General features: G+C 69.2%; 27 protein-coding genes and 1 pseudogene. 19 read left to right on the top strand and 9 right to left on the bottom strand.

Going from position 1 to position 24,014, the window contains the following annotated elements; all coding sequences use genetic code 11:
- Positions 1-35: 35 nt before the first annotated feature.
- A complete protein-coding gene (locus ACTJKF_RS11780; protein ID WP_440623769.1) occupies positions 36-1,091 on the bottom strand; it encodes a UDP-glucuronic acid decarboxylase family protein in 1,056 nt (351 codons plus the stop codon).
- Between the two features lie 72 nt (positions 1,092-1,163).
- A pseudogene (locus tag ACTJKF_RS11775) lies at positions 1,164-2,007 on the bottom strand (glycosyltransferase); the annotation flags it as partial.
- 242 nt (positions 2,008-2,249) lie between these two features.
- On the opposite strand from ACTJKF_RS11775, the gene ACTJKF_RS11770 reads away from it, so the two are divergent.
- The 7 genes from ACTJKF_RS11770 to ACTJKF_RS11740 all read left to right on the top strand — a co-directional run bounded on the left by ACTJKF_RS11770 (position 2,250) and on the right by ACTJKF_RS11740 (position 7,019).
- Positions 2,250-2,666 carry a BON domain-containing protein gene (locus tag ACTJKF_RS11770; protein WP_440623714.1) on the top strand — a complete coding sequence of 139 codons (417 nt, stop codon included), beginning with the start codon at positions 2,250-2,252 and terminating at the stop codon, positions 2,664-2,666.
- A gap of 26 nt (positions 2,667-2,692) precedes the next feature.
- Complete coding sequence (locus ACTJKF_RS11765) at positions 2,693-3,721, top strand: SDR family oxidoreductase (RefSeq protein ID WP_440623713.1); 1,029 nt, start codon at positions 2,693-2,695, stop codon at positions 3,719-3,721.
- 39 nt (positions 3,722-3,760) lie between these two features.
- Entirely contained in the window at positions 3,761-4,060 is a 300-nt protein-coding gene (locus ACTJKF_RS11760; RefSeq protein WP_440623712.1) for a DUF2795 domain-containing protein, read from the top strand.
- 70 nt (positions 4,061-4,130) lie between these two features.
- Positions 4,131-4,697, top strand: a complete 567-nt coding sequence (locus tag ACTJKF_RS11755) for a hypothetical protein (protein ID WP_440623711.1) — start codon at positions 4,131-4,133, stop codon at positions 4,695-4,697.
- A 154-nt stretch (positions 4,698-4,851) separates the two neighbouring features.
- Positions 4,852-5,709: an SDR family oxidoreductase gene (locus ACTJKF_RS11750; RefSeq protein ID WP_440623710.1), complete on the top strand. Its 858-nt coding sequence runs from the start codon at positions 4,852-4,854 to the stop codon at positions 5,707-5,709.
- A 28-nt stretch (positions 5,710-5,737) separates the two neighbouring features.
- Entirely contained in the window at positions 5,738-6,349 is a 612-nt protein-coding gene (locus ACTJKF_RS11745; RefSeq protein WP_440623709.1) for a DUF4142 domain-containing protein, read from the top strand.
- A 58-nt stretch (positions 6,350-6,407) separates the two neighbouring features.
- Positions 6,408-7,019, top strand: coding sequence for a DUF892 family protein (locus ACTJKF_RS11740; protein ID WP_440623708.1), 612 nt, complete (start codon positions 6,408-6,410; stop codon positions 7,017-7,019).
- Between the two features lie 168 nt (positions 7,020-7,187).
- Here the strand turns inward: ACTJKF_RS11740 and ACTJKF_RS11735 are convergent, their stop codons facing one another.
- Positions 7,188-8,492, bottom strand: coding sequence for an Nramp family divalent metal transporter (locus ACTJKF_RS11735; protein ID WP_440623707.1), 1,305 nt, complete (start codon positions 8,490-8,492; stop codon positions 7,188-7,190).
- Complete coding sequence (locus tag ACTJKF_RS11730) at positions 8,489-9,133, bottom strand: UdgX family uracil-DNA binding protein (RefSeq protein WP_440623706.1); 645 nt, start codon at positions 9,131-9,133, stop codon at positions 8,489-8,491. The genes ACTJKF_RS11735 and ACTJKF_RS11730 overlap by 4 nt, the downstream gene beginning before the upstream one ends.
- 133 nt (positions 9,134-9,266) lie before the next feature.
- Between ACTJKF_RS11730 and ACTJKF_RS11725 the strand changes: the two genes are divergently transcribed.
- From ACTJKF_RS11725 to dctA, 3 genes are all read left to right on the top strand, one after another.
- Complete coding sequence (locus tag ACTJKF_RS11725; protein ID WP_440623705.1) at positions 9,267-9,560, top strand: hypothetical protein; 294 nt, start codon at positions 9,267-9,269, stop codon at positions 9,558-9,560.
- A 153-nt stretch (positions 9,561-9,713) separates the two neighbouring features.
- The gene (locus ACTJKF_RS11720) at positions 9,714-10,637 is read left to right on the top strand and encodes a LysR family transcriptional regulator (protein ID WP_440623704.1); all 924 of its coding nucleotides are present in this window, start codon (positions 9,714-9,716) and stop codon (positions 10,635-10,637) included.
- Between the two features lie 52 nt (positions 10,638-10,689).
- Positions 10,690-12,039 (top strand): C4-dicarboxylate transporter DctA, encoded by a 1,350-nt coding sequence (dctA, locus tag ACTJKF_RS11715; protein ID WP_440623703.1) that lies wholly within the window; start codon positions 10,690-10,692, stop codon positions 12,037-12,039.
- A gap of 24 nt (positions 12,040-12,063) precedes the next feature.
- Here dctA and ACTJKF_RS11710 read toward each other — a convergent pair whose 3' ends face one another.
- From ACTJKF_RS11710 to ACTJKF_RS11690, 5 genes are all read right to left on the bottom strand, one after another.
- Complete coding sequence (locus ACTJKF_RS11710) at positions 12,064-12,846, bottom strand: substrate-binding domain-containing protein (protein WP_440623702.1); 783 nt, start codon at positions 12,844-12,846, stop codon at positions 12,064-12,066.
- Between the two features lie 34 nt (positions 12,847-12,880).
- Positions 12,881-14,176 (bottom strand): MFS transporter, encoded by a 1,296-nt coding sequence (locus ACTJKF_RS11705; RefSeq protein ID WP_440623701.1) that lies wholly within the window; start codon positions 14,174-14,176, stop codon positions 12,881-12,883.
- A 258-nt stretch (positions 14,177-14,434) separates the two neighbouring features.
- On the bottom strand, positions 14,435-14,917 hold the full coding sequence (locus tag ACTJKF_RS11700; RefSeq protein ID WP_440623700.1) for a PRC-barrel domain-containing protein: 483 nt from the start codon (positions 14,915-14,917) through the stop codon (positions 14,435-14,437).
- Between the two features lie 90 nt (positions 14,918-15,007).
- Positions 15,008-15,439 carry a CBS domain-containing protein gene (locus tag ACTJKF_RS11695; protein ID WP_440623699.1) on the bottom strand — a complete coding sequence of 144 codons (432 nt, stop codon included), beginning with the start codon at positions 15,437-15,439 and terminating at the stop codon, positions 15,008-15,010.
- Between the two features lie 100 nt (positions 15,440-15,539).
- Positions 15,540-15,794 (bottom strand): hypothetical protein, encoded by a 255-nt coding sequence (locus tag ACTJKF_RS11690; RefSeq protein WP_440623698.1) that lies wholly within the window; start codon positions 15,792-15,794, stop codon positions 15,540-15,542.
- A gap of 172 nt (positions 15,795-15,966) precedes the next feature.
- Between ACTJKF_RS11690 and ACTJKF_RS11685 the strand changes: the two genes are divergently transcribed.
- The 9 genes from ACTJKF_RS11685 to ligD all read left to right on the top strand — a co-directional run bounded on the left by ACTJKF_RS11685 (position 15,967) and on the right by ligD (position 24,012).
- On the top strand, positions 15,967-16,272 hold the full coding sequence (locus tag ACTJKF_RS11685; RefSeq protein ID WP_440623697.1) for a hypothetical protein: 306 nt from the start codon (positions 15,967-15,969) through the stop codon (positions 16,270-16,272).
- Positions 16,273-16,761: 489 nt separating this feature from the next.
- A complete protein-coding gene (locus tag ACTJKF_RS11680; protein WP_440623696.1) occupies positions 16,762-17,073 on the top strand; it encodes a hypothetical protein in 312 nt (103 codons plus the stop codon).
- 50 nt (positions 17,074-17,123) lie between these two features.
- A complete protein-coding gene (locus ACTJKF_RS11675; protein WP_440623695.1) occupies positions 17,124-17,435 on the top strand; it encodes a hypothetical protein in 312 nt (103 codons plus the stop codon).
- A 253-nt stretch (positions 17,436-17,688) separates the two neighbouring features.
- Positions 17,689-19,122, top strand: coding sequence for an RNA polymerase factor sigma-54 (gene rpoN / locus ACTJKF_RS11670; RefSeq protein ID WP_440623694.1), 1,434 nt, complete (start codon positions 17,689-17,691; stop codon positions 19,120-19,122).
- A gap of 70 nt (positions 19,123-19,192) precedes the next feature.
- The gene (locus ACTJKF_RS11665; protein ID WP_440623693.1) at positions 19,193-19,381 is read left to right on the top strand and encodes a DUF3008 family protein; all 189 of its coding nucleotides are present in this window, start codon (positions 19,193-19,195) and stop codon (positions 19,379-19,381) included.
- Positions 19,382-19,435: 54 nt separating this feature from the next.
- Positions 19,436-19,597 carry a DUF1328 family protein gene (locus ACTJKF_RS11660; RefSeq protein ID WP_440623692.1) on the top strand — a complete coding sequence of 54 codons (162 nt, stop codon included), beginning with the start codon at positions 19,436-19,438 and terminating at the stop codon, positions 19,595-19,597.
- Entirely contained in the window at positions 19,594-19,980 is a 387-nt protein-coding gene (locus tag ACTJKF_RS11655; protein WP_440623691.1) for a DUF3022 domain-containing protein, read from the top strand. Before ACTJKF_RS11660 ends, ACTJKF_RS11655 begins: the two co-directional genes overlap by 4 nt.
- Positions 19,981-20,109: 129 nt before the next feature.
- Positions 20,110-21,144, top strand: coding sequence for a non-homologous end joining protein Ku (ku, locus tag ACTJKF_RS11650; RefSeq protein ID WP_440623690.1), 1,035 nt, complete (start codon positions 20,110-20,112; stop codon positions 21,142-21,144).
- A gap of 36 nt (positions 21,145-21,180) precedes the next feature.
- A complete protein-coding gene (ligD, locus tag ACTJKF_RS11645) occupies positions 21,181-24,012 on the top strand; it encodes a DNA ligase D (protein WP_440623689.1) in 2,832 nt (943 codons plus the stop codon).
- Positions 24,013-24,014 lie beyond the last annotated feature (2 nt).

Raw genomic sequence — 24,014 nt, 5'->3', positions numbered from 1 at the left:
GCGGGCCGGCCGGCGCACGCGGTGGTGCCGGCCGGTTACTTCGCGGCTGCCGGCCGGTTGCGCGTGCTGATCTGCGCGAGCATGTGCGACGCGATCTGCGTGCTGCGCACGAGATCGCCCGGCGTATGGTGCACGGCCTGCCGATGGATGAAATACCGCGCGGTATGCGCGAGCCCGCTCGCGAGCGGCGTCGTCGCGCGCCAGCCGAGGCGCCGGTGCGCGACGTCGAGGTCGGGCCGCCGCTGGCGCGGATCGTCGGCCGGCAGCGGACAGAACTCGATCGCGACCGGCGTGCCGACGATCCGCACGACTTCGCGCGCGATGTCGATCATCGCGATCTCGTCGTCGCTGCCGAGGTTCACCGGCTCGCATGCATCGCCCGCATCGCCCGGTTCGTCCATCAGCCGGATCAGCGCGTCGACCATGTCGTCGACATAGCAGAACGAGCGCGTCTGCCTGCCGTCGCCGTAGACGGTCAGCGGCTCGCCGGCCAGTGCCTGCGTGATGAAGTTCGAGATCACGCGGCCATCCGCCGGATGCATGCGCGGCCCGTACGTATTGAAGATCCGCGCGATCCGCACGTCGACGCCGTACTGGCGGTGATAGTCCATGAACAGCGTTTCCGCGCAGCGCTTGCCTTCGTCGTAGCACGCGCGCATGCCGATCGGGTTCACGCGGCCGCAGTAGTGCTCGTCCTGCGGATGCACGTCGGGGTCGCCGTACACCTCGCTCGTCGATGCCTGCAGGATGCGCGCCTTCACGCGTTTCGCGAGGCCGAGCAGGTTGATCGCGCCGTGCATGCTGGTCTTGGTGGTCTGCACCGGGTCGCGCTGGTAGTGCACGGGCGACGCGGGACACGCGAGGTTGTAGATTTCGTCGACCTCGACGTACAGCGGAAACGTCACGTCGTGCCGCATCAGCTCGAAGTTGGGCGCGTCGAACAGATGCGCGATGTTGTCCTTCGCCCCCGTGTAGAAATTGTCGACGCACAGCACGTCGTGCCCGGCCGTCACGAGGCGTTCGCACAGATGCGAACCGAGAAACCCGGCGCCGCCGGTGACGAGGATGCGTTTGCGGTCATGGCCCTTCATCATGCGTTCTCCTTGCGGTGCGCGAGTACGCCCGGCGTGGTCGCGACGGGCGTGCGGCGGTTGCCGGCCGCCGTGCGCGAGCGCGGCGAGCCGCGCGAGTTCCGGGTCGCGTGACGGGTCCGGTGTCGGGTGGCTGCCGCCGACGATATAGAGCCGGGTCGGCCGCGCCGGATCGCGCGGCATCCGCGCGAGCGCGTCGATCACCGTGTCGATGCCCTTGCGCGGCACGAGACGGCCGAGCTGCAGCACCACGAACGCATCCTGCGGCCAGCCGAGCCGCGCGCGCGCATCGACGCGCGGCACCGGCCGGAATTCGCGCGCGTCGAACCCGCACGGCACGCATCTCGATGCGCGCGGCGTCGGCGTGGTAGTGCGTTTTCAGGTCGAGCGCGTCTTGCGGGCATTCCGCGATCAGCCGGTCCGAGCGGCGCGCGAGCGTGTCCTCGATCGCGAAGCGCTCGTCCGGGAAGCCGTCGGCCGCGCCCTGATGCAGCCGGCGCACGCGGCCGAGCGCATGGAACGTCGTGACGAGCGGAATGCCGAGGCGCTGCTTCACGCGCAGCCCGGCGTCGCCCGACATGAAGAAGTTCGCGTGCATCACGTCGACCGGGTCGGGCTCGCACCGCATGCGCGCGATCATGTGATCGGCGAATGCCCGCATGTACGGCAGCAGCCGTTCCTTCGGTACCTCGACAGGCGGCCCGGCCGGCACGTGGATCACGCGCATGCGCGGGCCGATCTGCACGGTATCGGGCAGGTGCGGATTGTCGCAGCGCGTGTAGACGTCGACGTCGAGGCCGCGCTCGGCCAGTTGCTTCGCGACGTTCGCGACGTAGATGTTCTGGCCGCCCGCATCCACGCCGCCGATCACCCCCAGCGGCGACGCATGTTCACTGATCAACGCGATTCTCTGCATGGTGTTGCTCCCGAGGTCGGGGCCGCGCCGATGGGCCCCTGTTGAGTCCCGGTTCGGCAAGCGTCATACCCGGTGCGTTGCGGGGAAGGCACCCCGCCGGTGCGCCGAAAAAATTACAACGCGTTGGATGAAAGGGCGTCTGATCGGCGGACCGCACGCACACGCGGCGTGCCGCCCGCGGCACGCGGCTTGCGCCACCGGGTTACCTGCCGGTCATGCCGGTTCCACGAAAGGAGGTCACGATGAAGGTATTCCCGCTGCAAGCCCGCGCACCGCGATTCCGCCACCATCGCGCCCCGCGTCTCGGGATGGCGATCGCGATCGCCGCGGCCGCCGCCTGCACGGTGGTCGCGCCGAACGTGTTCGCCGCAGGCGACGACGGCACGGCATCGTCATCGTCATCCATGTCGTTGTCGTCGACGCATTCGAGCACCGGCACGAAGATCCGCGACGCGACCATCACGACCAAGGCCAAGGCCGAACTGGTCGGCACGAGCGGCCTGTCGGCCGGCGATATCCACGTGAAGACGCGCCACGGCATCGTGATGCTCACCGGCAGCGTGCCGGACGAACAGCAGCGCACGCAGGCCGTCGGCGTCGTCAGGCAGATCGACGGCGTGCAGGACGTGCGTGACCAGTTGACCATCCGCCCGAAATAACCGCGGCCTCGCGAAAGGAGCCAGTGATGAACTGCATGCTCAAACCGGTCGGCGAGCAGACGATCGTGATCACGGGCGCCACGAGCGGCATCGGCCTCGTCACCGCGCGCAAGGCGGCACGGCGCGGCGCGAAGCTGGTGCTGTTCGCGCGCAACGAGGACGCGCTGAACACGCTGTGCGACGAAATCCGCCAGCACGGCGGCCTTGCGGTGCTGGTGGCCGGCGACGTCGGCAATCTCGAGGATCTGCAGCGCGCGGCCGCGGCGGCGGCCGATACCTATGGTGGCTTCGACACGTGGGTCAACAACGCGGGCGTGTCGATCTTCGGCACGGCGGCCGCGGTGCCGCTCGAGGATCAGCGCCGGCTGTTCGACACCAACTACTGGGGCGTCGTGCACGGCTCGCTCGTCGCATCGGATCATTTCCGGCGCAAGGGCGATTTCCACGGCGGCGCGATCATCAACATGGGCAGCGAAGCGTCCGATGCGCCGGTGCCGCTGCAAAGCGCTTACGTGGCATCGAAGCATGCGGTGAAGGGCTTCACCGATTCGCTGCGGCTCGAACTGGAGTCGGACCATTTGCCCGTGTCCGTCACGCTGATCAAGCCGGCCGCGATCGACACGATGTTCGTGATGCACGCGAAGAACTACATGAACGTCGAGGCGAAGCTGCCGCCGCCGATCTACGACCCCGACCTCGTCGCCGACGCGATCCTGTTCGCGGCCGCGCATCCGCGCCGCACGCTGTTCGTCGGCGGCGCCGCGAAGCTCGCGTCGGCCGGCGCGTATCACGCGCCGCGGCTGTTCGATCGCGTCGCGGCCACGCTGTTCTCGCGCGGCCAGCGCACGGTGCGCCCCGCGCGGCCGCGCGACGACAACGCGCTGTACGAGTCGCGCCACGCGCTGCACGAGCGCGAAGGCATGGACGGGCCGGTGCTGCGCGGTTGCGCGTACAACGCGGTGGTGCAGCGGCCGAAGGTCGCGGGCGCGGTCGCGCTGGGCGCGGCGGCGCTGGTCGTGGCCGCACTGGCGCGGGCGCGCCGCCCGTCCGCCTGAGCATGCGCATTTTCGTTGTTCGATCGAAGGAGGTTTTTTATGTCATCCCGACAACATACGGGCCACGAATACAGCCACTCGCGCGCGAACGAAGGCGAGCGGATCCAGCAGGACCACGACAAGGGCGGCCACCAGACGGGGCACGGCAAGGCGCCAAGCCCGGTCGACGTGCAGAAGGCGCTGAAGGGGATGGACTATCCGGCCAGCAAGTCGGAGGTCGTCCAGTGCGCGGAGCGCGCGCATGCCGATCCGGGCGTGCTCGACATGCTCCGGCAGATTCCCGATCGCGAATACGCCACGCCGGCCTCGGTATCGAAGGAACTCGGGCGGCTGATGTGAGCGCCGCCGTCGCGTCGCGCCGCACGCGCCACCGCGTGCGCGGCGCGTCACCGTCACGAGGAGCATGAGCATGGCGATGATCGTCGCAGGCCGCTTCACGACGTTCGATGAAGCGGAAGGTGGGGCGCGCCACCTTTACGAGCGCGCGTTCGGCCCGGATGACGTGTCGATCTTTTTCCTCAACCCGGGCGGCCAGCACGCGCGCTTTCCGATCGGCGGCGACGTGTATGCCGACACCGCGGCGAAGCCGGGCGGCCGTGGCGCGATGGTCGGCGCGCTGCGCGGGCTGCTGATCGGCGTGATCGTCGGGCTGGTGGTCTATGCGCTCGGCTTGCGCTACTGGTTCGTGCCGGCCGCCGGCGCGCTGGCGGGCGCGTATCTCGGCGCATTCGGCGGCGCGCTCGGCCGGATGCGCGGCGAGCAGGCCGAGGGCAAGGGCACGCTGGCGCACAGCGAATCCGGCGTGATCCTGGCCGCGCGCGTGACGGCGACGACCGCGGCCACCGCGGAAGACGTGCTGCGCGCGACCGGCGCGGAATCGATCGAGCGCGTCGAAGGCGACTGGCAGGACGGCGAATGGCGCGACTTCGATCCGGTGCGCCGGCCGGACGGCACCACGCAGGGCCGCCCGCGCTGAGCATGCCCGCTAAGCACGCCCGCCGGGCACGCCGTTTCTGCACGGGCTTGCAACGCCGTGCGCGGCCCGGCCCGCGTCGACGCATGCCAGCCGGTGCGCTGTGCGCGGCATGCCGCTTGCGCGGCATCGCCGGCACCCGCTCAAGGAGGAACCCATGACCACCGCGAAGACCCCGCCGCCCCAGAAGCAGACGCATCAGCCAGGCAGCGAGCGGGCCATGCATCCGAAGCCGCGCGACGAAGCGGCCGATTACGTCGGCAGCGGCAAGCTGGCCGGCAAGGTCGCGCTTGTGACGGGCGGCGACAGCGGGATCGGCCGCGCGGTCGCGATCGGTTTCGCGAAGGAAGGCGCGGACGTCGCGATCGTCTACCTGAACGAATCGGACGATGCCGCGCAGACGAAGCGGCTGATCGAGCAGGCCGGCCGGCGCTGCGAAGCCATCGCATGCGACGTCGGCGACCGCCGGCAGGCGCGCGATGCGGTCGCGCGCACGGTCGAGCGGCTCGGCCGGCTCGACGTGCTGGTCAACAACGCGGGCGAACAGCATCCGCAACCCGGCATCGAGGACGTGACCGAACCCCAGCTCGAGCGCACGTTCCGCACCAACCTGTACGGGATGTTTTTCTGCACGCAGGCCGCGCTGCCGCACATGAAGCACGGCGGGCGCATCGTCAATACCGCGTCGGTGACCGCGTATCACGGCAGCCCGAAACTGCCCGACTACTCGGCGACCAAGGGCGCGATCGTCGCGCTCACCCGTTCGCTGTCGATCGAGCTGGCCGAGCGCGACATCCGCGTGAACGCCGTCGCGCCGGGGCCGATCTGGACGCCGCTGATCCCGTCCACCTTCACCGCCGAACAGGTGTCGACGTTCGGCGCGAACGTGCCGCTCAAGCGGCCGGGGCAGCCGGACGAGCTGATCGGTTGCTACGTGCTGCTCGCGTCCGACGGCGCGAGCTACATGACCGGACAGACCCTGCATCCGAACGGCGGCTCGATCGTTGGCGGCTGACCGCCCCATCCACCGAAGGAGAACGCGCATGAAACAACCCAACTGGACGCTCGCGGCGCTCGCCGCGGGCGTACTCGCGGTGTCGGGCGGCGCGCTGGCCCAGATGCCGAGCGAGCCGCCCGCATCGAATTCGCACGTGCCCGGCGGCGTGATCAACCCGTCGTCGGGCGCCGCCATGGGCGACCCGGGCATCGCGAAGGCGCCGCAGAGCGGCGACGCGGAATTCATCGACAAGGCCGCGCTGGCCGGCAAGGCCGAAGTGCAGGCGAGCCAGCTCGCGCTGAAGCAGGCGCAGTCGGCGGAGGTGCGCGCATTCGCGCGACGCATGGTGGCCGACCACGGCAAGGCGAACGAGACGCTCACCCAGCTCGCCGCGCGCAAGGGCATGAAGCCGCAGGTCGACCAGATCTCGGACCCGGACGTCGAGGCGCTGCGCGGCAAGCGCGGTCGCGACTTCGACACCGCGTATGTCGCGGCGGTCGGCCCGGACGCGCACAAGCAGGCGGTCGCGCTGTTCGAAGGCGAAGCGCGCGACGGCAAGGATCCGCAGTTGCGCGCGTTCGCGCAATCCACGCTGCCGACGCTCAGGCATCACCTGAGCATGGCGGAGGCGCTCCAGCGCAAGGTGGGCGCGCGGTAACGCGCGCCCGGTTCAACCCCAGGGCCGCGTGCGGCCCGCTTTTTTTGGAGAGGCAGTCATGGCCCAACGGCAATCGAAGCACGAAGGCATCCTCGAACTGCTCTGCCAGGCTTACGAGACCGAGCTTGGCGGCGCGAAGATCTACGAAGCCGCGATCCAGTGCGCGACCGACGAGGACTTGCACAAGGAATGGGAGAAGTACCACCGCGAAACGATGCATCACCAGGAAGTCCTGCGCCAGGTATTCGACACGCTCGGCCTCGATCCGAACGCGCAGTCGCCGGGGCGCGCGGCGGTCGCGGCGACCGGCAAGTCGCTCGTCCAGGTGATCGAGCAGGCGAAGAAGCAGGCTGACCCGGCCGTCGCGCAGGTCGTCGCGGCCGAATGCGTGGTGCTCGCCGAGACCAAGGATCACCTGAACTGGGAGCTGATCGGCTATGCCGCGGACCAGTTGCCGGCCGGCGACGCGGCGAAGGCGCTGAAGGCCGCGCACGACGAGGTCGAGGCCGACGAGGACCATCACCTCTATCACACCCGCGGCTGGGCGCGCGAGATGTGGATCGAGTCGATGGGCTTCAAGGCCGTGCTGCCGCCGCCGGAGGAAGTGAAGAAGGTCGAGTCGGCCGCCGATGCGGCGCGTGCCGAACGCTCGCGCGGCAAGATGATGTAACGGCATCGGGCTGGCAGCCGGGCCGCTTGCGCGGCTGCCCGGCTGCCGTTTGCTTGCCCCGGCTGGCTGCTTGACTTCGCCGGCGTTTTCCCGTTCGCCTTTCCTCGTGCGCCTTTCCTTTTGCTTTCCGCCCGGTTACGCACGCAACCAGTCTTCCGTCTCTTCGGGTCAAGTCAGCAGATCCACGGCCATCACGACCACCGACGCCACCATCAGCGCGACCGCCAGCCACCCGAAGATCTTCGACGCGAGACCGCTGCCGGGTTGCCCTGCCGCTTCGCGGCGCTGCGACAGCAGCATCACCAGCACGAGCATCGGCACCGCGGCGACGCCGTTGAGCACCGCGCTCCAGTACAGCGCCTTGATCGGATTGATCGGGCCGAAGCAGATCGCGATGCCGACGATCACGCACAGCGCCAGCACCGCATAGAAGGCGGGCGCGCGCCGCACCGGTTCGTTCAGCCCTTCGCGGAACCGCCAGGCTTCCGCGCAGCCATACGCGGCGCTGCCCGCGAACGCGGGGATCGCCAGCAGCCCGCAGCCGACGATGCCGAACGCGAACACGAGAAACGCCGCTTCGCCGGCGATCGGCCGCAGCGCTTCGGCGGCCTGCGCGGTCGAGCCGATGTCGTGCTTGCCGTGCGTGAAGAACACGGCCGCGCCGATCACCATGATGCAGAACGACACCGCGTTGGTGACGATCATTCCGGTCCACGTATCGAACGTGACGCGCCGCTCGGTCTCGCGACGCGCACCCGGTGCGCATGACGTGTCGCCGTTGCGCCGCTCGGCCTGGGTTTCCTCGACCTCGAGCGCGGCCTGCCACACGAACAGGTAGGGGCTCAGCGTCGTGCCGAGCACGGCGACCGCCGTCGTCGCATAGTCGTGCGTGAGCGCGATGTGCGGCAGCACGATCGCCTGCAGCAGCGTGCGCCAGTCGACGTGGACGAAGCCGAGTTCGATCACGTACGCGAGCAGGCCGAGCGTCATCCATTTGAGCCAGCGCGTGTAGCGCGCGTAGGACAGCAGCACCTGTAGCGCGAGCGATCCGATGCCGTACACGGGCGCATACCAGTAGCTTCGGCCGCCGACGACGAGTGCCGTCGCGTCGCCCATCGCGGCGAGATCCGCGCCGACGTTCACGACGTTGACGATCGCGACCATCACGATCAGCGCCTTCGCGAGCCGGTCGGAGAAATGCTCGCGGATGCCGGCGACGAGGCCTTCGCGATTCGTGCGCCCGACGAACGCCGACGCAAGCTGCACGACCACCATCATCGGCAGCGTGACGACGATCATCCACAGCATGTTGAAGCCGAACTGGCTGCCGGCCTGCGCATAGACGGCGACGTTGCTCGGGTCCGCGTCCGACGCGCCCGCGAGCAGGCCCGGGCCGAGCCGGCGATACCACGGCTGCGCGGCCGGCGCGGCGGCGGTGTCGCGCGTTGCGTCGTCGCTGCGCAAGTCGCTCATTCGGCGTCTCCGTTCGCGCCGTTCGCGAGCCGCTGCGCGGTGCGCAATGCATCGACGAGCGTCCGGTACGCGCGCTCGCGCGCATCGGCGCCGCGCGTGCGCAACACATATGACGGGTGATAGGTCGCGACGACGAGACAGCCTTCGGGCGTGCGTACCGGCCGGCGCGTGCGCTCCAGCGTTGCGTCGTTGTCGCGCAGTATCGCGCGCAGCGCCGTCGCACCGAGCGCGACGATCACGCGCGGCGCGAGCGTATCGAGCTCTCGCTCGAGCCAGTAGCGGCACGCGGCGACCTCGCGTTGCGCGGGCGTCTTGTGCAGCCGCCGCTTGCCGCGCGGTTCCCATTTGAAGTGCTTGACCGCGTTGGTCAGGTAGACGCTCGCACGCTCCAGGCCGGCTTCGTCGAGCGCGCGGTCGAGTATGCGGCCCGCCGCGCCGACGAACGGGATGCCCGCGCGGTCTTCCTGGTCGCCCGGCTGCTCGCCGACCAGCATGATGCGTGCGCCGGCGGGCCCCGCGCCAGGAACCGGCTGGGTCGCGTGTTCCCACAATCCGCAGCGGCGGCACGCGTCGAGCGTGGCCGGCGTGTCGCCGTCGGTCGCGGCGGCAGCGGTTGGCTTCGCGTTCGCGTGGCGCGTCATGGCATGGCTCCGGTGCGGGCCGGCGTCGGGTGCGCGGCGCCGCGCGTACAACGGCGCGCCGCGCGCGGATCGAAGGCCGTGTCGGGTCGGAACATCGGCGGTGGGGGCATCAACGGCTCCGGGATCGAGACCATTGCATGCAGCAACCGGCATGCCGGATGCCGGCGGCTCGGGCGCGCAGTTTGCGACGGGGCCGCGTCGCGTGCTGGTCGTCGACGACTATCGCGACGCGGCCTTGAACAATGCCCGCAGCAACAGGGAGCAGGCCACGGTGTTCAAGGAGCAGCCCGACGTGTTGTGCGGCAAGCTGGAGGCGGTCGAGCCCGTGACCTCCATGGTCAATACGACATTCTCGAAAATCAGCGCGAAACTGGCGGTTCGCGCGCAACTGGCCGCCCAGGACGACGTTCCGCCGAACCGGACGTAGCCCGTATCGAGCGGCATCGCGCGCGTTCTCGATCGTGATCGATGCGTTGCGGTATCGGGCGTAGCGGGATGTCGGAGACGGGCATCTCCCGGCTAGGTGTGCCCGCCCGGATCGTGCACAATACGCGGCATCCGAGATGGGGAGGCATGGCCCGTGGGAATCAACTTCGATTTGACCGACTTGCAGGCGTTTCGCGCGGTGGTGGAGCTGGGCAGCTTCCGGAAGGCCGCGGAGTCGATCAGCATTTCGCAACCCGCGTTGAGTCGCCGGATCGACAAGCTGGAGGACGCGCTCGGCGTGCGCCTGTTCGAGCGCACCACGCGCAGCGTCACGCTGACCACCGTCGGGCGCGTATTCGCGCCGAGTGCCGAGCAACTGCTGGACGATCTCGACGCCGCGCTGCTCGGCATCCGCGACGTGTCGTCGAGCCGCCTCGGTCATGTGACGATCGCGTGCGTGCCGTCGGTCGCCTATTATTTTTTGCCCAACGTGATCGCGAGCTATCATCGCCGTTTTCCGCGCATCAGGGTCAAGCTGCTCGATGCGAGCGCGAACGAGGTGCTCGGCGCCGTGATCAGCGGCGAGGCCGATTTCGGCGTGAGCTTCATGGGCAGCCAGGAGCCCGAGATCGACTTCAAGCTGCTGCTGCAGGAGCGCTTCGTTGCCGCGTGCCGGCGCGACCATCCGCTCGCGCGCAAGAAGCGCGTGACCTGGAGCGAGCTTTACGAGTACGAGTATGTGTCGGTGGGCAAGACGTCCGGCAACCGCCTGTTGCTCGACCAGGCGCTGACGACCGTCGCGCCGCGTGTGCCGAGCGTGTGCGAGACGCGTCACGTGACGACCCTGCTCGGGTTGGTCGAGGCGGGCCTTGGTGTCGCCGCGGTGCCGTCGATGGCGATGCCGGGGCACGACCATCCGCTGCTGACGAGCGTGCCGCTCGTCGAACCGGCCGTCAAGCGCCGGGTCGGCATCGTGAAACGGCGCGGGCGTCCGCTGACGCCGGCCGCGGAGGCGTTTCACCGCGCCATCGTCGACGCGAAGCGCGGTGGCGCCGCACGCGACGACGGATCGAAGTGACCCATGCGACCATTCCGACGAACATGACCGGAACGTCGAGGAAGACCGCATCGTGACGCTGGCAAGGCCGCTTCGTTCGCTCTACGTGCAGGTGCTGCTGGCGATGGTGCTCGGCGTGAGCGTCGGCCACTTCTGGCCGTCCGCGGGCGCGATGCTCAAGCCGCTCAGCGATGCATTCGTCGGTCTCGTGCGGATGATGATCGCGCCGATCGTGTTCTGCACGATCGTCTCCGGCATCACGTCGCTGACGAGCGGGAAGGCCATCGGACGCACGATCGTCCGCGCGCTGGTGCTGTTCTATCTGCTGACCGCCGCCGCGCTCGCATTCGGGCTCGTCACCGCGTTCGTGCTGCGGCCCGGCGCCGGCATGCACGTCGACGTGCACCATCTCGACTCGACCCTCCTCGCGCAGTATGTGCGGCAGGCGCAGCCGCACGGGCTCGTCGAGTTTGCGCTGAGCGTGATCCCGGACACGATGCTCGGCGCGTTCCAGAAGGGCGAGGTGCTGCCGGTACTGCTGCTGTCGCTGCTGTTCGGCTTTTCGCTGAACGCGTATCCGCAGGCCGGGCGTCCCGTGCTGGCGCTGATCGACGGGGTCGCGCAGGTCGTGTTTCGCGTGCTCGCGATGATCATGCGACTCGCCCCGCTCGGCGCCTTCGGCGCGATGGCGTTTACGGTGGGCCGCTTCGGCATCGGTTCGGTCGGCTCGCTCGCGCGGTTGATGGCGTCGTTCTACGTGGCCTGCGTGCTGTTCGTCGCGCTGGTGCTCGCGCCGCTCGCGCGGCTGCACGGCTTCGCGCTGTGGCGGCTGTTGCGCTATATGCGCGAGGAACTGCTGATCGTCCTCGCGACGTCGTCCACGGAGCCGGTATTGCCGCGGCTGATCGTCAAGCTCGAGGCGCTGGGTTGCGACAAGGGTGTCGTCGGGCTCGTGCTGCCGGCCGGCTACTCGTTCAACCTGGACGGCACCGCGATCTACATGACACTCGCGGCATTGTTCATCGCGCAGGCGTGCGACGTGCCGCTTTCCGCGCCGCAAATCGCGGCGCTGCTGGCGTTGATGCTGCTGACGTCGAAGGGGGCGGCCGGCGTATCCGGCAGCGGGCTCGTCGCGCTCGTCGCGACGCTCGCGGTGATGCCCGACTTGCCGGTGGCCGGCGTCGCGCTGCTGGTGGGCATCGATCGCTTCATGTCGGAAGCGCGTGCGCTGACCAGCATCATCAGCAATGCGTGCGCGGTGATCTTCGTGTCGACATGGGAGGGGGCCTGCGATCGGGCACGTCTCGCACGGATGCTGAGCACGGCCGGGCCCACGGGCCCGAACGGCGCCGACGATGCCGGGGCCGATGTCGTCGGAGCCGACGTCGGAGCCGATGCCGGGCGCGACGGGAAGGCGGTCTGACGCGCGCCTTCCCGCGGTTCGCGCTCAGTGTGCGGAGACGGAATCCAGTCCGGTCGATTTCACGTCCGCCTGCACGTCGGGCGATGCGAGATAGTCGAGCAGCGCCTTCGCTTCCTGCGGATGTTGCGCGCCGACGGGGATGCCGGCGGCGAAACGCGTGACGGACTGCAGCGATTCGGGAATCTTGCCGACGAAGGTCGCGCCTTTCACGGGCAGCAGTTCGCTCACCTGCTGGAAGCCGATTTCATAGTCGCCGTTCGCGACCACGGACGCGACCGGGATCCGCGGGATCATCTTCGCCTTCGCTTTCACCTGATCCTCGATGCCGAGCTTCCTGAACAATTCCCGCTCGATGTAGACGCCGCTCGCGCTGTCGGAATAGGCGATCGACCTGGCGTGAAGCAGAACCTGCTTCAGGCCGTCGGCCGTGCTGATGTCGGGCTTCGTCGCACCGTCGCGCACGACCATGCCGATGCGCGAATCGGCCAGCTCGACGCGCGATCCGGCGATCACCTTGCCTTGCCGGATCAGATCGTCGAGCGCGTAGCCGACCATGATCACCGCGTCGGCAGGTTCGCCGCGGGCGAGCCGGTTCGGAATCGCTTCGGGCGACTTGCCCATCGACGGTCCGAGCGCGGTGTCGAGCGTGTTGCCCGTGCGGGACGCGAACTGCGGGCCGAGCCGCTTGTAGGCGGCGGTGAAGCCGCCCGAGCTCATCACGTGCAGGTCGGCGGCCTGTACGTTCGCGGCGACCGCGGAGGTGGCGACGAGCGCGGTCGCGCAGAGTTTCTGGAGCAGGTTTTTCATGGTCGTGGCTGGACGGGGGATTCGAAATGAGGTGTCAGTGCGCCGGCGTCAGCGTTGCCGGCTGGCGGCGATAGAGCGCGAACGTCGCAAGCAGTGCGCACACCGCGGCGAGGCTCATCCAGTAGCCCGGTGCGGCCTTGTCGCCGGTCAGGTGAATGAGGGCGGTCGAGATCGCGGGCGTGAAGCCGCCGAACACGGCCGTCGCGAGGCTGTAGGCGAGCGAGAAGCCCGCGACGCGCACCTCCGTCGGCATCACTTCCGTCAGCGCGACGATCATCGCGCCGTTGTAGATCCCGTACATGAACGACAGCCACAGCAGCACGAGCAGCATGTTGACGAACGACGGCGCGTGAGCGAGCAGCGACAGCGCGGGATAGGCGGTCGCGATCGCGAGCACGGTCATGCCGACGAGCAGCGGCCGGCGACCGATGCGATCCGACAGCGCGCCGCCGATCGGCAGCCACACGAAGTTCGACACGCCGACGCAGAGCGTCACGAGCAGGCTGTCGGCGGTGCTCAGGTGCAGGACCGTCTTGCCGAAGGTCGGTGCATAGACCGTGATCAGGTAGAAGCTCGTGGTGGTCATCGCGACCAGCATCATGCCGGCGACCACGACGCCCCAGTTTCGCACCAGCGTGCCGAACACTTCCTTCATGCCGGGACGATGGCGGCGTGCGTTGAATTCCTCGGTTTCCTGCAGATTGCGGCGCAGCATGAAGATGAACGGCACGATCGTACAGCCGACGAAGAACGGCACGCGCCAGCCCCATGCGGCGATGGCCGAGGCGCTGAGCCAGTGATTGAGCGCGAAGCCGAGGCCTGCCGCGATGACGATCGCGACCTGCTGGCTGGCGGACTGCCAGCTCGTGTAGAAGCCCTTGCGGCCGGGCGTGGCCATCTCGGCGAGATAGACCGACACGCCGCCCAGCTCGGCGCCCGCCGAAAAGCCCTGCAGCAGGCGCCCGATCAGCACGAGGGCGGGCGCGAGCAGGCCGATCGTCGCGTAGCCCGGCACGAACGCGATCAGGATGGTGCCGCTCGCCATGATCGCCAGCGTGACGATGAGGCCCTTGCGGCGGCCGACGTCGTCGATGTACGCGCCCAGCACGACTGCGCCGAGCGGCCGCATCAGGAAGCCGGCGCCGAAGACGGCGAACGTCATCATCAGCGAAGCGAACTCGCTCGCGGCGGGAAAGAACACGGCGGCGATCTGCGTCGCGTAGAAGCCGAACAGGAAGAAGTCGAACTGCTCGAGGAAGTTGCCGGCCGTCACGCGGAATACCGCGGCGGCCTTCGAGCGTCCGGTCGGAAGGCTGGGCGAGGGGTGCATCAGGTGTCTCCAGGAAATCGGGAAATGCGCGGGGAGCGGTCGATTGTCGTTTCGAACATGTTCGCCCGGAGACGGGGAAACGTTAAGTGCGAATTTTGGAAGGATTGATGTTGGGTGGTTATCAATCGGTTCGGAAACGCGCGGATCGCAAGCGTATGGCGTGGCCGGATGGCCGCAACCGCGGGATCGTGTCCGGAGACGAAAAAAACCCCGCTCGCGCGGGGCCCGTCGGCTAACACACCGGCAAATCGAACGTGATCAATGCCGCCCGCGCGCACGCGGATCGTTCAGTTCCTCGGTCGGGTCGGTCAGCCCGAGCTCGTCGCCCGCGCTCCAGTACGGCGTGCTGCCGTAGAACTCGTGCAGCGGCTCGGCCCATTGCGGGTCGGCCATCGCCGGCCAGTGATCCTTGTCGAAGCCCGGCGCGTTCTTGATCCGCTCGGACGACACCGACAGCAGGAAACACTTGCGTTCGGTATCGAGCGTGAGCGCGCTCCACGGAATCGCGTGCAGCTTGTCGCCGATGCCGAGCAGGCCGCCGCTCGACAGCACGGCGTACGCGACACGGCCCGAGCGCACGTCGAGCATGATGTCCTTGATCTTGCCGACGTCGTCGCCATCGGTCGTGTAGACCTTGTCTCCTTCCAGCGTGTCGGCCGCCATCACGTCAGGACCGGGGCCGGCCGCGGTCGCCGCGCCCTTGCCGACGATGCGGGTTTGTCGTTGATCGGGAGTCTGCATGGTTGTCCTCCAGGCTGCATGGGGCGCGACCGTGCCCGGGATGGGCCCTGCGGGTCGCGCGGGTTGTCGCACGGGGCGAGGATCGCCCCGTCACGTCTGCTTCGGTTGCGACACGCTTTCGAGCGTGTTCGCGACGTCGTCGCGCGCGGGGCCGGCCGTGCGCGTTGCGATGTCGGCGAGCGACAGCATCCCGACGAGACGCTTGTCGTGATCGACGACGGGCAGGCGGCGCAGTTGCGCGTCGGCCATGTAGTGCTGGATCTCGTCCAGCGAATCGTCCTCGAAGCACCACTCGATCGGGCCGGACGCGACTTCGTGGATCCGCGTTTCCGGCGGCTTGCCGGCCGAGATCGCGCGCACCGCGAGGTCGCGGTCCGTGACCATGCCGATCAGCCGGTTGTTGTCGCACACGGGCAGCGCGCCGATGTCGTAGCGCTCCATCAATTGCGCGGCATGACGGATCGAATCGGTCGGCGCGATGCGCACGACGTCCTGCGACATGATTTCGTTGACGCGATGCATGAAGCTCTCCTTGCGGGTTGAAGCGGGGGCTGTCCGGGTCAGCAAGCGGCGTGCCGTTCGGGGGCGGGCGGTGGGCGGTGGCCGGCCGTGTCGTCGCGCGTCATTCGTCGCGACGCTTGGCCGGGTTCTCCCACGGGCCGTCGTCGTGCGTGCCCGGCGGCGTGTCGGGTTCGATGCGCGTGACACCGCCGGTCGCGGGCGGATCGCTCGCGGGGAACGTGTCCTCGAGCTGCTGGTCGATATGGCGCTCGGAGTGGCGCGTCCGGGGCTGGTCCTGATGTTTCAGCGGCGGCGACGGATCGTGGTGCGGCTCGTGTGCCGGTGCGTCGCGGCCGGGCCGGGTCGAATCCTTCATGGCAGGGCTCCGTGTCGTTGATGATGGGTGGCGATGACGCGCAGAACGCGCAACCGGCGTGCCTGCCTCGCGCAGGGGGCACACGACTTGCCGCCTCGATCCCTGACCGAATGACGACGACCACGCGCGGCGGCATGTGCCGCACACACACGCACATCAAGCGGGAGGCACCATGACCATTCCAAAACGACGAGCGGAGGTGCGCTATGAAGTCAACGTCTGCGGCGGCGGGTTCGATTCGGTGAAGAGTCATTTCAGCGCGTGGAAACAGGAGCCGCTGATCTACCGGCCCGATCGCCGGATGTTCGAAGGCAAGGCCGACGTGCGGCCGCTCGGCGACGAGACGTTCTGCTCGACCGAACCCGCGCGGTTCGCGCTGCAGCGTGCGTGCGAGCCGTCCGACCCGTATGCGCTGGCGGCGCCGGTGCACGACGACGGCCGCGAGCTGTGGCTCGTGATGGCTGCCTACGAAGGGTAGTGCGATGCACTTGAAAGAATTGCAGCGGGCGGTGTAGCGAAGGCACGGCGTCCCGCGCGAGCGGGCGCCTGCGCGCGCGTCGACGGGCGTCGACGCATGGCGATCGCGCGCAAACGTGACGTGCCGCGATGGCACGCGGCTTGCTGATCTTGAATGCACGGACCCCTCGCGCCGCGCAATCGATCGGGTCCCCTCCCGTGAGAGCGATCCCATCAGGACAACGCAACGATCGAATGCCCATGAACCGACACACCACTCCGTCGCTGCATCGCCCCGAGCCGCCGATGCCCGACGTCGAACCGGACCCCGAGCCGCCGCTGCCGGACGACCTGCCGCCCGGCACGCCGGAACCGTATCGCGACCCCGAGGGCGACCCGCCGGAGCCGCCGCCGCCGGAACGCGAGCCACCGACGCGTGAGCCGCCGATCCACGTGCCGCCGACGGGCATCCCGCCGGTGGCAACCACCCCCCATCCACGGAGAAACCACGATGAGCATCAGCGTGAAACCCGGCTTGCTGCGCGAAGTGGCCGAGACGCTCGGCCGCCATTTCGAGGCGCGCGCGATGCCGTTCCATGTCGAGGAGCAACCGGCCGGCGCGCTGCATTTCGGCTTTCGGGTCGACGGCCATCCGGCGTCGCTGACGGTCAGCTTCGATACCGACGCGTTCGCGGCGCTCGAGCAAACCGGTATCGAACGGCAACGCGGCGCATTGACGCGCGTCGCGGCCGAATTCGACACGATGATGGCGCGCCGCGCGCCCGGCGCGTATGCGGGCGATTTCCATTTCAACCGGCTCTGAGCCGTGCCGCCACGGCCGGCCCGATGCCGCCGAATCCACGGAGGATGCCGATGAAACCGATCCAGACGATACGCGTGGGCGCCTGTGCGTTGGCTGCCGCGTGCGCGCTGGGCGCATGTACGCAACCGCAGGCCACCTACGGCACGCGTGGCGCGCCGCCGGCGCCGCCGGACGGTCATGGCGCGTCGCCCACCACGACGATGCCGGACGCGAATACGCGCTACGACACGCGCCCTTCGCCGCACAACACGATGCCGGCGGGCGCGGCCGGCGGCGAGGCGCCCGACGTGCCGCCGCCGGGGCCGAACGGCGTGCAGGGTGACCAGCCGGTGCCGGGCACGCCGCCGCCGATGCAGTACTGACCCGACGGAACCCGCGGCGCGCGGCCCGCGCGCCGCGGCGTCGCAGCACGCCGGACGAACGCGATGCGTGCGCCGGCGTCGAGCGAATTGTGTGCCCCCTAACTTTCCGGCACTTGTAAAAAAGCGGCTCCGACGGCCCTCGATGACGGGGTACGAATCCGCGAGCGCCCCGACGGACGGGGCTTTGCCGTCCTGGCATGGAAGCTGCATGAATTCCTGCATACGAATTCCGCACACGGTCAGGAGGGTATCGATGTCTGTCACGCTTGCGCTCCAGATGCGACAGCATCTGGCACTTACGCCGAGGCTCCAGCAGTCGCTTCGCCTGCTGCAGCTGTCTTCGCTCGAATTCCAGCAGGAATTGCGGCAGGCGCTCGACTCGAATCCGTTTCTCGAAGAGGGTCAGGGCGACGACGAAGCCGCCGCGGACTCCCCCGAACCCACCGCCGAAGCCGCGCCGGCCGAGCCTCCGCCGGCGCCCGACGACGTGCGTCCACCGGACGGCGACGTGTCATACACGGCGGCGCCCGCGCCGCGCGGCGCGGGCCGTCAGGGCGACGACGCGGGCGACCTGTCGCCCGGCGAATGGATGGCGGCCGAGCCGTCGCTGCACCAGGCGCTGCACGACGCGCTGCGGCTCTATCCGCTGAACCGGCGCGACCGCGAGGCCGCGCGCATCGTGATCGACGCGCTCGACGAGGACGGCTACCTGCGCCAGGAACTCGCCGAGCTGCTGGTCGCGGCCGATCCGGCGCTGCTGTTGTCCGAGCAGGATCTCGCGGTCGCGCTGCGGCTCGTGCAGATGCTCGACCGTCCGGGCATCGCCGCGCGCTCGCTGTCCGAATGCCTGGTGCTGCAGCTCGATGCGATTCCGGCCGGCACGCCGGCGCTCGCGGAAGCGAAGGTGATCGCGCGCGACCATCTCGAACGGCTCGCACGCCGCGAGACGGCGGAAATCCAGCGGCGCGTCGGCTGCAACCAGCCGACCATGCAGGCCGCCTGCGCGCTGGTGCGCGGGCTCGATCCGCGCCCGGGCAACCATTACGGCAGCACGCGCGGCGACTACGTGGTGCCCGACGTGATCGTGCGCCAGGTGCGCGACGAATGGATCGTGACGATCAATCCGGCCGTGTTGCCGCGCGCACGGCTGCACGAACGCTATGCAACGCTGTTCGCGCAATCGAGCGGCGAGCGCGATTCGCCGCTCGGCCAGCAGCTGCAGGAAGCCCGCTGGCTGATCCGCAACGTGCAGAAGCGTTTCGACACGATCCAGCGCGTCGGCGAATGCATCGTCGCGCGGCAGCGCGATTTCTTCCGCTACGGCGAGATCGCGATGAAGCCGCTCGTGCTGCGCGACATCGCCGAGGAACTCGACCTGCACGAATCGACCGTATCGCGCGCGACGGGCAACAAGTACATGGCCACGCCGCACGGCACGTTCGAATTCAAGCACTTCTTCCCGCGCAAACTCGAGGCGGCCGGCAAGGGCGTGTGTTCCGCATCCGCCGCGAAGGTGCTGATCCGCGACATGATCGCGGGCGAGCGCCACACCGATCCGCTGTCCGACGTCGCGCTCGCGCAGAACCTTGCGGGCCGCGGCATCCTTCTTGCGCGTCGTACGGTGACCAAGTATCGCCAGGGGATGAAGATTCCACCGGCCGAACTGCGCCGGCGCGACGCCGCATGACGATACCGTTCGAACCGCGCGCGGCCAGCGAGCCGCGCTCGCCGCGCGCGCCACCGAAAGGAGGAAAGCCATGCCAGCCAAATCCAAGGCGCAGCAGCGCGCCGCGGGGGCCGCCCTGTCGGCCAAGCGCGGCGACACCAAGATGAAGGACCTGAAGCCGCCGTCGAAGTCGATGGCCAAGTCGATGAGCGAGAAGGCGCTCGAGAAAATGGCTTCGACGCCGACTCGCGGCAAACCCGAGCACAAGCACGATTCTTGACCGGCGGCGACGCGCGCCAACGGTTGCCGTTCTTCAGGACTCCAGGAGGTATGCATGCTTCGATACGCCATCATCTTCTTCATCATCGCGATCATCGCCGCCGTGTTCGGCTTCGGCGGCATCGCGGCCGGCGCGGCCGAAATCGCGAAGATCCTGTTCTACATCTTCGTCGTGATCTTCCTGATCACGCTGCTGCTGGGTGTCGTGCGTCGATGACGACCCTGCACGATCGTTCGCAGCGCATCGCGGAGCTCGAAAGTGCGCTCGCGAACGGCTTTCCGTCGGAGTCGACGGTCGTCGCGGATGCCGACGACGCGTCCGGCTGGCTCACGATCCACGTGTCATGGGTGCGGGTGCCGGCCGACGACAGTGCGCGCGCGTGGCGCTGCGCGGTCGACCTGCGGTTCGATCCCGACGTGCTCGCGCGCTACGGCGCGCTCGACGCGGCCGACCGGCTGCGCGTGCGCACCCAGCTGTGCGACCGTGCCCGGCGCGCGGTGGACGAGCAGAAGCCGACCATCGACGATGCCGCGATCGAGTGCAACGTCGAACTCGACGTGACGCACGCCGAATTCGAACGCGCGTTGCGCGCGCCCTGACGCCGACTCCGCAGGCTGCGGCCTGAAGCCCGCAGCGACACCGCGGCCGGGCCGCCGCGGCCCGCGCCGCGCGGCGTGTCCGTTCCCGATGCCGGCCCGCGGGCGCGCACGCAGCAAAGGAGGACACGCATGGCACCGCGGATGATATGGAAAGGCGCGATCAGCTTCGGGCTCGTTCACGTGCCCGTGCAGCTGTTCCCCGCGACGCGCACGGTGAAGCCGTCGTTCCGGATGCTCGACAAGCGCTCGATGGATCCGATCGGCTATCGGCAGATCAACAAGCGCACCGGCAAGGACGTCACGCGCGAGGACATCGTGCGCGGCTACGAGTACGAGAAGGAGCGCTACGTCGTGCTGTCCGACGACGAGATTCGCGCGGCGAATCCCGAATCGACGCAGACGGTCGACATCCTGACCTTCGTCGACGAGGACGCCGTGTCGTTCCTCTATCTCGACACGCCGTACTACCTCGTGCCGGACCGCAAGGGCGAGAAGGTCTATGCGCTGTTGCGCGATGCGCTGAAGGACAGCGGCAAGATCGGCATCGCGCTGGTCGTGATGCGTGACCGCCAGCATCTCGGCGCGCTGATCCCCGTCGGGCCGGTGCTCGCGCTCGATACGTTGCGTTGGCAGGAGGAGTTGCGGCCGCTCGACGAACTGTCGGTGCCGGCCGACGACGCGAATCGCGCGGGCGTGAGCGCGCGCGAGCTCGGGATGGCGAAGAAGCTGATCGACGACATGGCCGGAAAGTGGACGCCCGACGAGTATCACGATACGTTCCGCGACGACATCCTCGAACTGGTCGAGCGCAAGGTGCGCGCGGGCAAGATCGAGGAGATCGAGGACCGTTCGGCGCAGACGGGCCGCGCGGCGACCAACGTCGTCGATCTGACCGAGCTGCTGAAGCGCAGCCTGAAGGGCGGCGGCGGGGCGCGTGCCGCCGATCTGCGCCGCGCGGAAGGGGAGGGCGCGGAGACGGATTCGGATGCGTCGTCGTCATCGGCGTCGCGCGGCGGCGCGCGTCGCAAGACGGCGTCGAAAGCGGCCGGGAAGGGGGCGGCCTCGACAACCCCGTCGGCGAAACGGCCGGCCGCGAAACGCGCCGCGGCGGGCGGGCGTGTGGCGAAGAAACCCGCCGCCGCGCGCCGCAAGCACGCCGCATGATGCCGCGCGACGCGCGATGTGAGATGAGGTGACGCGATGGCCGGCAAGCTCGATCCGTATCGCCGCAAACGCCACTTCGACGCGACGCCGGAGCCCGCAGGCGCGCATGGGCGGCGGCGCGCGAAGGCCGATGCAAAGGCCGCCACGCGGTCGCGATCGGCCGCGCGCACGCGCCACCCGCTGCGCTTCGTGATCCAGGAGCACCACGCACGGCGGCTGCACTACGACTTCCGGCTCGAACTCGACGGCACGCTGAAATCATGGGCCGTGCCGAAGGGGCCGAGCGTCGATCCGTCGGTGAAGCGCCTCGCCGTGCATGTCGAGGACCATCCGCTCGAATATGCATCGTTCGAAGGCGAGATTCCGGCCGGGCATTACGGCGCGGGCTCGGTCCTCGTGTGGGACGAAGGCACGTGGACGCCCGACGGCGGGCTCGCGCAGGCGCGCGACGGCTATCGCGCGGGCAAGCTGACGTTTCGGCTCGACGGCGCGAAGCTGCACGGCGGCTGGGCGCTCGTGCGCAGCGGGCGCCAGCAGGGGCGGCAGGAGCAGTGGCTGCTGATCAAGGCGCGCGACGACGACGCGCGCAGCGCGGATGAATTCGACGTCGTCGGCGAGCGGCCGGGGAGCGTGCATGACGGGGCCGGCTCGGCGATCGAGGCGGCGCGTGCGGAATCGAACGGCGACGCGACGCGTGCGCGCGGTTCGCCGCGAGGCCGGGGCGGCAGGGCCGGCGAACGCGACGCACGCGCCGGGCGGCACGATGGCCACGACCACGACGACGATGATCGCGAAAGCCGCCGCGCCGATCCGTCCGCGATCGAAGGCGCGGTGCGCGCGCCGCTGCCCGAGCGCGTCGTGCCGCAACTCGCGACACTCGTCGACGGTCCGCCGACGCATGGCGACTGGCGCTACGAACTGAAGTTCGACGGCTACCGGATCCTCGCGCGCCTGGCAGGCAAGGGCGCGCGGCGCCATGTGACGCTGATGACGCGTGAAGGCCGCGACTGGACCGCGAAGCTGCACGCACAGCGCGATGCGCTCGCGGCGCTCGACTTCGGCGATGCATGGTTCGACGGCGAGGCCGTGGTGCTCGGCAAGAACGGTCTCCCCGACTTCCAGGCGCTGCAGAACGCCTTCGGCGCGGGACAGTCGGACGCGATCACGCTGTTCGTGTTCGACCTGCCCTATCTCGACGGTTACGACTTGCGCGACGTCCCGCTTGCCGCGCGCCGCGCGTTGCTCGAACCGCTGCTCGCCGACAGCGATCCCGCGCGGCTGCGCTTTTCGCCGGATCTCGGCGACGACGTCGCGTCGCTGATCGCAAGCGCATGCGATACCGGCCTCGAAGGGCTGATCGGCAAGCGCGCCGGGTCGCGCTACCGGGCCGGTCGGTCGCAGGCGTGGATCAAGCTCAAATGCCGGCGCCGGCAGGAGTTCGTGATCGGCGGCTACACCGAGCCGTCGGGCAGCCGCCACGGCTTCGGTGCGCTGCTGCTCGGCGTGCACGAACCGGCACCGGACGGCAAGCGGCGGCGCGCGCCCGCGCCCGCGCCGTTACGCTATGTCGGCCGCGTCGGCACCGGCTTCGACGCGCGGATGCTCGACCGGCTGGCGCCGATCCTGCGCCGGCACGAACGCGACACGATGCCGTTCGATCCGCCGCCGCGCGAACGCTCGCGCACGCGGGTGCACTGGATCGAGCCGACGCTCGTCGCCGAATGCGAATTCGCGGAATGGACCGGCGACGGCATCGTGCGTCAGGCCGCGTTCATCGCGTTGCGCGAGGACAAGCCGGCGTCGCAGATCGTCCGCGAGGTGCCGAAGCATACGGAAACGGAGGTGACGATGGAGCAACGCGAGACCCCGCAGCACGCACCGCGCAAGCGCGCATCGCATACCGCTCACGAAACGAACGATCGCAAGCAGCACGCGCGTTCGCGCGCAGCCACCGATACCGCAGGCGACGCGTCCGGCCCCGACACGCTCGGCCGCGTGCGCATCACCCATCCCGAGCGCGTGATCGATCCGCACGGCGGCACGCGCAAGATCGATCTCGCGCGTTACTGGCAATGGGTTGCGCCGTGGCTGTTGCCGGACCTGAAGGGCCGGCCCGTGTCGCTCGTGCGCGCGCCCGGCGACATCGCGGGCGAGCTGTTCTTCCAGAAGCATGCGGAGCGCCGCGAGATTCCGTTCGTCACGCAACACGACGGGCTCGATCCGGGCCACGGTCCGTTGCTGTCGCTCGACACGGTCGACGCGCTGCTCGGCGCCGCGCAGATGGGCACGATCGAGCTGCATACGTGGAACGCGCACGCATCGAACATCGAGCGGCCGGACCGGGTCGCGTTCGACCTCGATCCCGATCCGGCGCTGCCGTGGAGCACGATGATCGAGGCCGCGCAACTCGTGCGCGGGCTGCTCGACGAACTCGGCCTCGCGTCGTTCTGCAAGACGAGCGGCGGCAAGGGGCTGCACGTGGTCGTGCCGATCACGCGGCACCTGGGCTGGGACGACGTGAAGGACTTCGCGCGCGCGGTCGCGCAGCATGTCGCCGGCGCGCTGCCGGATCGCTTCACCGCGACGATGGGGCCGAAGCATCGGCGCGGCAGGATCTTCATCGACTACCTGCGCAACGGCCGCGGCGCGAGCACGATCGCCGCGTATTCGGTGCGCGCGCGGCCCGGCATGGGCGTGTCGGTGCCGCTGCGCTGGGACGAGGTGCCCGACACGACGGGCGGCGCGCAATGGACGATCGACACGCTGCACGAACGGCTCGACCGGCTCAAGCGCGATCCGTGGGAAGGCTACGACGACACGCGCCAGCGGATCACCGCGCAGATGCGCGCGCGGCTCGGGCAGTCGTGACG

The organism is Burkholderia sp. 22313 (assembly GCF_052045245.1).
Taxonomy (GTDB): Bacteria; Pseudomonadota; Gammaproteobacteria; order Burkholderiales; family Burkholderiaceae; genus Burkholderia.
This window is presented reverse-complemented; position numbering and strand designations above follow the sequence as displayed.

Bases quoted from the DNA above. Each gene is read 5' to 3' on its own strand.
- ACTJKF_RS11780 (WP_440623769.1), bottom strand. From the start codon at position 1,091: ATGAAGGGCCATGACCGCAAACGCATCCTCGTCACCGGCGGCGCCGGG.
- ACTJKF_RS11770 (WP_440623714.1), top strand. From the start codon at position 2,250: ATGAAGGTATTCCCGCTGCAAGCCCGCGCACCGCGATTCCGCCACCAT.
- ACTJKF_RS11765 (WP_440623713.1), top strand. From the start codon at position 2,693: ATGAACTGCATGCTCAAACCGGTCGGCGAGCAGACGATCGTGATCACG.
- ACTJKF_RS11760 (WP_440623712.1), top strand. From the start codon at position 3,761: ATGTCATCCCGACAACATACGGGCCACGAATACAGCCACTCGCGCGCG.
- ACTJKF_RS11755 (WP_440623711.1), top strand. From the start codon at position 4,131: ATGGCGATGATCGTCGCAGGCCGCTTCACGACGTTCGATGAAGCGGAA.
- ACTJKF_RS11750 (WP_440623710.1), top strand. From the start codon at position 4,852: ATGACCACCGCGAAGACCCCGCCGCCCCAGAAGCAGACGCATCAGCCA.
- ACTJKF_RS11745 (WP_440623709.1), top strand. From the start codon at position 5,738: ATGAAACAACCCAACTGGACGCTCGCGGCGCTCGCCGCGGGCGTACTC.
- ACTJKF_RS11740 (WP_440623708.1), top strand. From the start codon at position 6,408: ATGGCCCAACGGCAATCGAAGCACGAAGGCATCCTCGAACTGCTCTGC.
- ACTJKF_RS11735 (WP_440623707.1), bottom strand. From the start codon at position 8,492: ATGAGCGACTTGCGCAGCGACGACGCAACGCGCGACACCGCCGCCGCG.
- ACTJKF_RS11730 (WP_440623706.1), bottom strand. From the start codon at position 9,133: ATGACGCGCCACGCGAACGCGAAGCCAACCGCTGCCGCCGCGACCGAC.
- ACTJKF_RS11710 (WP_440623702.1), bottom strand. From the start codon at position 12,846: ATGAAAAACCTGCTCCAGAAACTCTGCGCGACCGCGCTCGTCGCCACC.
- ACTJKF_RS11705 (WP_440623701.1), bottom strand. From the start codon at position 14,176: ATGCACCCCTCGCCCAGCCTTCCGACCGGACGCTCGAAGGCCGCCGCG.
- ACTJKF_RS11700 (WP_440623700.1), bottom strand. From the start codon at position 14,917: ATGCAGACTCCCGATCAACGACAAACCCGCATCGTCGGCAAGGGCGCG.
- ACTJKF_RS11695 (WP_440623699.1), bottom strand. From the start codon at position 15,439: ATGCATCGCGTCAACGAAATCATGTCGCAGGACGTCGTGCGCATCGCG.
- ACTJKF_RS11690 (WP_440623698.1), bottom strand. From the start codon at position 15,794: ATGAAGGATTCGACCCGGCCCGGCCGCGACGCACCGGCACACGAGCCG.
- ACTJKF_RS11685 (WP_440623697.1), top strand. From the start codon at position 15,967: ATGACCATTCCAAAACGACGAGCGGAGGTGCGCTATGAAGTCAACGTC.
- ACTJKF_RS11680 (WP_440623696.1), top strand. From the start codon at position 16,762: ATGAGCATCAGCGTGAAACCCGGCTTGCTGCGCGAAGTGGCCGAGACG.
- ACTJKF_RS11675 (WP_440623695.1), top strand. From the start codon at position 17,124: ATGAAACCGATCCAGACGATACGCGTGGGCGCCTGTGCGTTGGCTGCC.
- rpoN (WP_440623694.1), top strand. From the start codon at position 17,689: ATGTCTGTCACGCTTGCGCTCCAGATGCGACAGCATCTGGCACTTACG.
- ACTJKF_RS11665 (WP_440623693.1), top strand. From the start codon at position 19,193: ATGCCAGCCAAATCCAAGGCGCAGCAGCGCGCCGCGGGGGCCGCCCTG.
- ACTJKF_RS11660 (WP_440623692.1), top strand. From the start codon at position 19,436: ATGCTTCGATACGCCATCATCTTCTTCATCATCGCGATCATCGCCGCC.
- ACTJKF_RS11655 (WP_440623691.1), top strand. From the start codon at position 19,594: ATGACGACCCTGCACGATCGTTCGCAGCGCATCGCGGAGCTCGAAAGT.
- ku (WP_440623690.1), top strand. From the start codon at position 20,110: ATGGCACCGCGGATGATATGGAAAGGCGCGATCAGCTTCGGGCTCGTT.
- ligD (WP_440623689.1), top strand. From the start codon at position 21,181: ATGGCCGGCAAGCTCGATCCGTATCGCCGCAAACGCCACTTCGACGCG.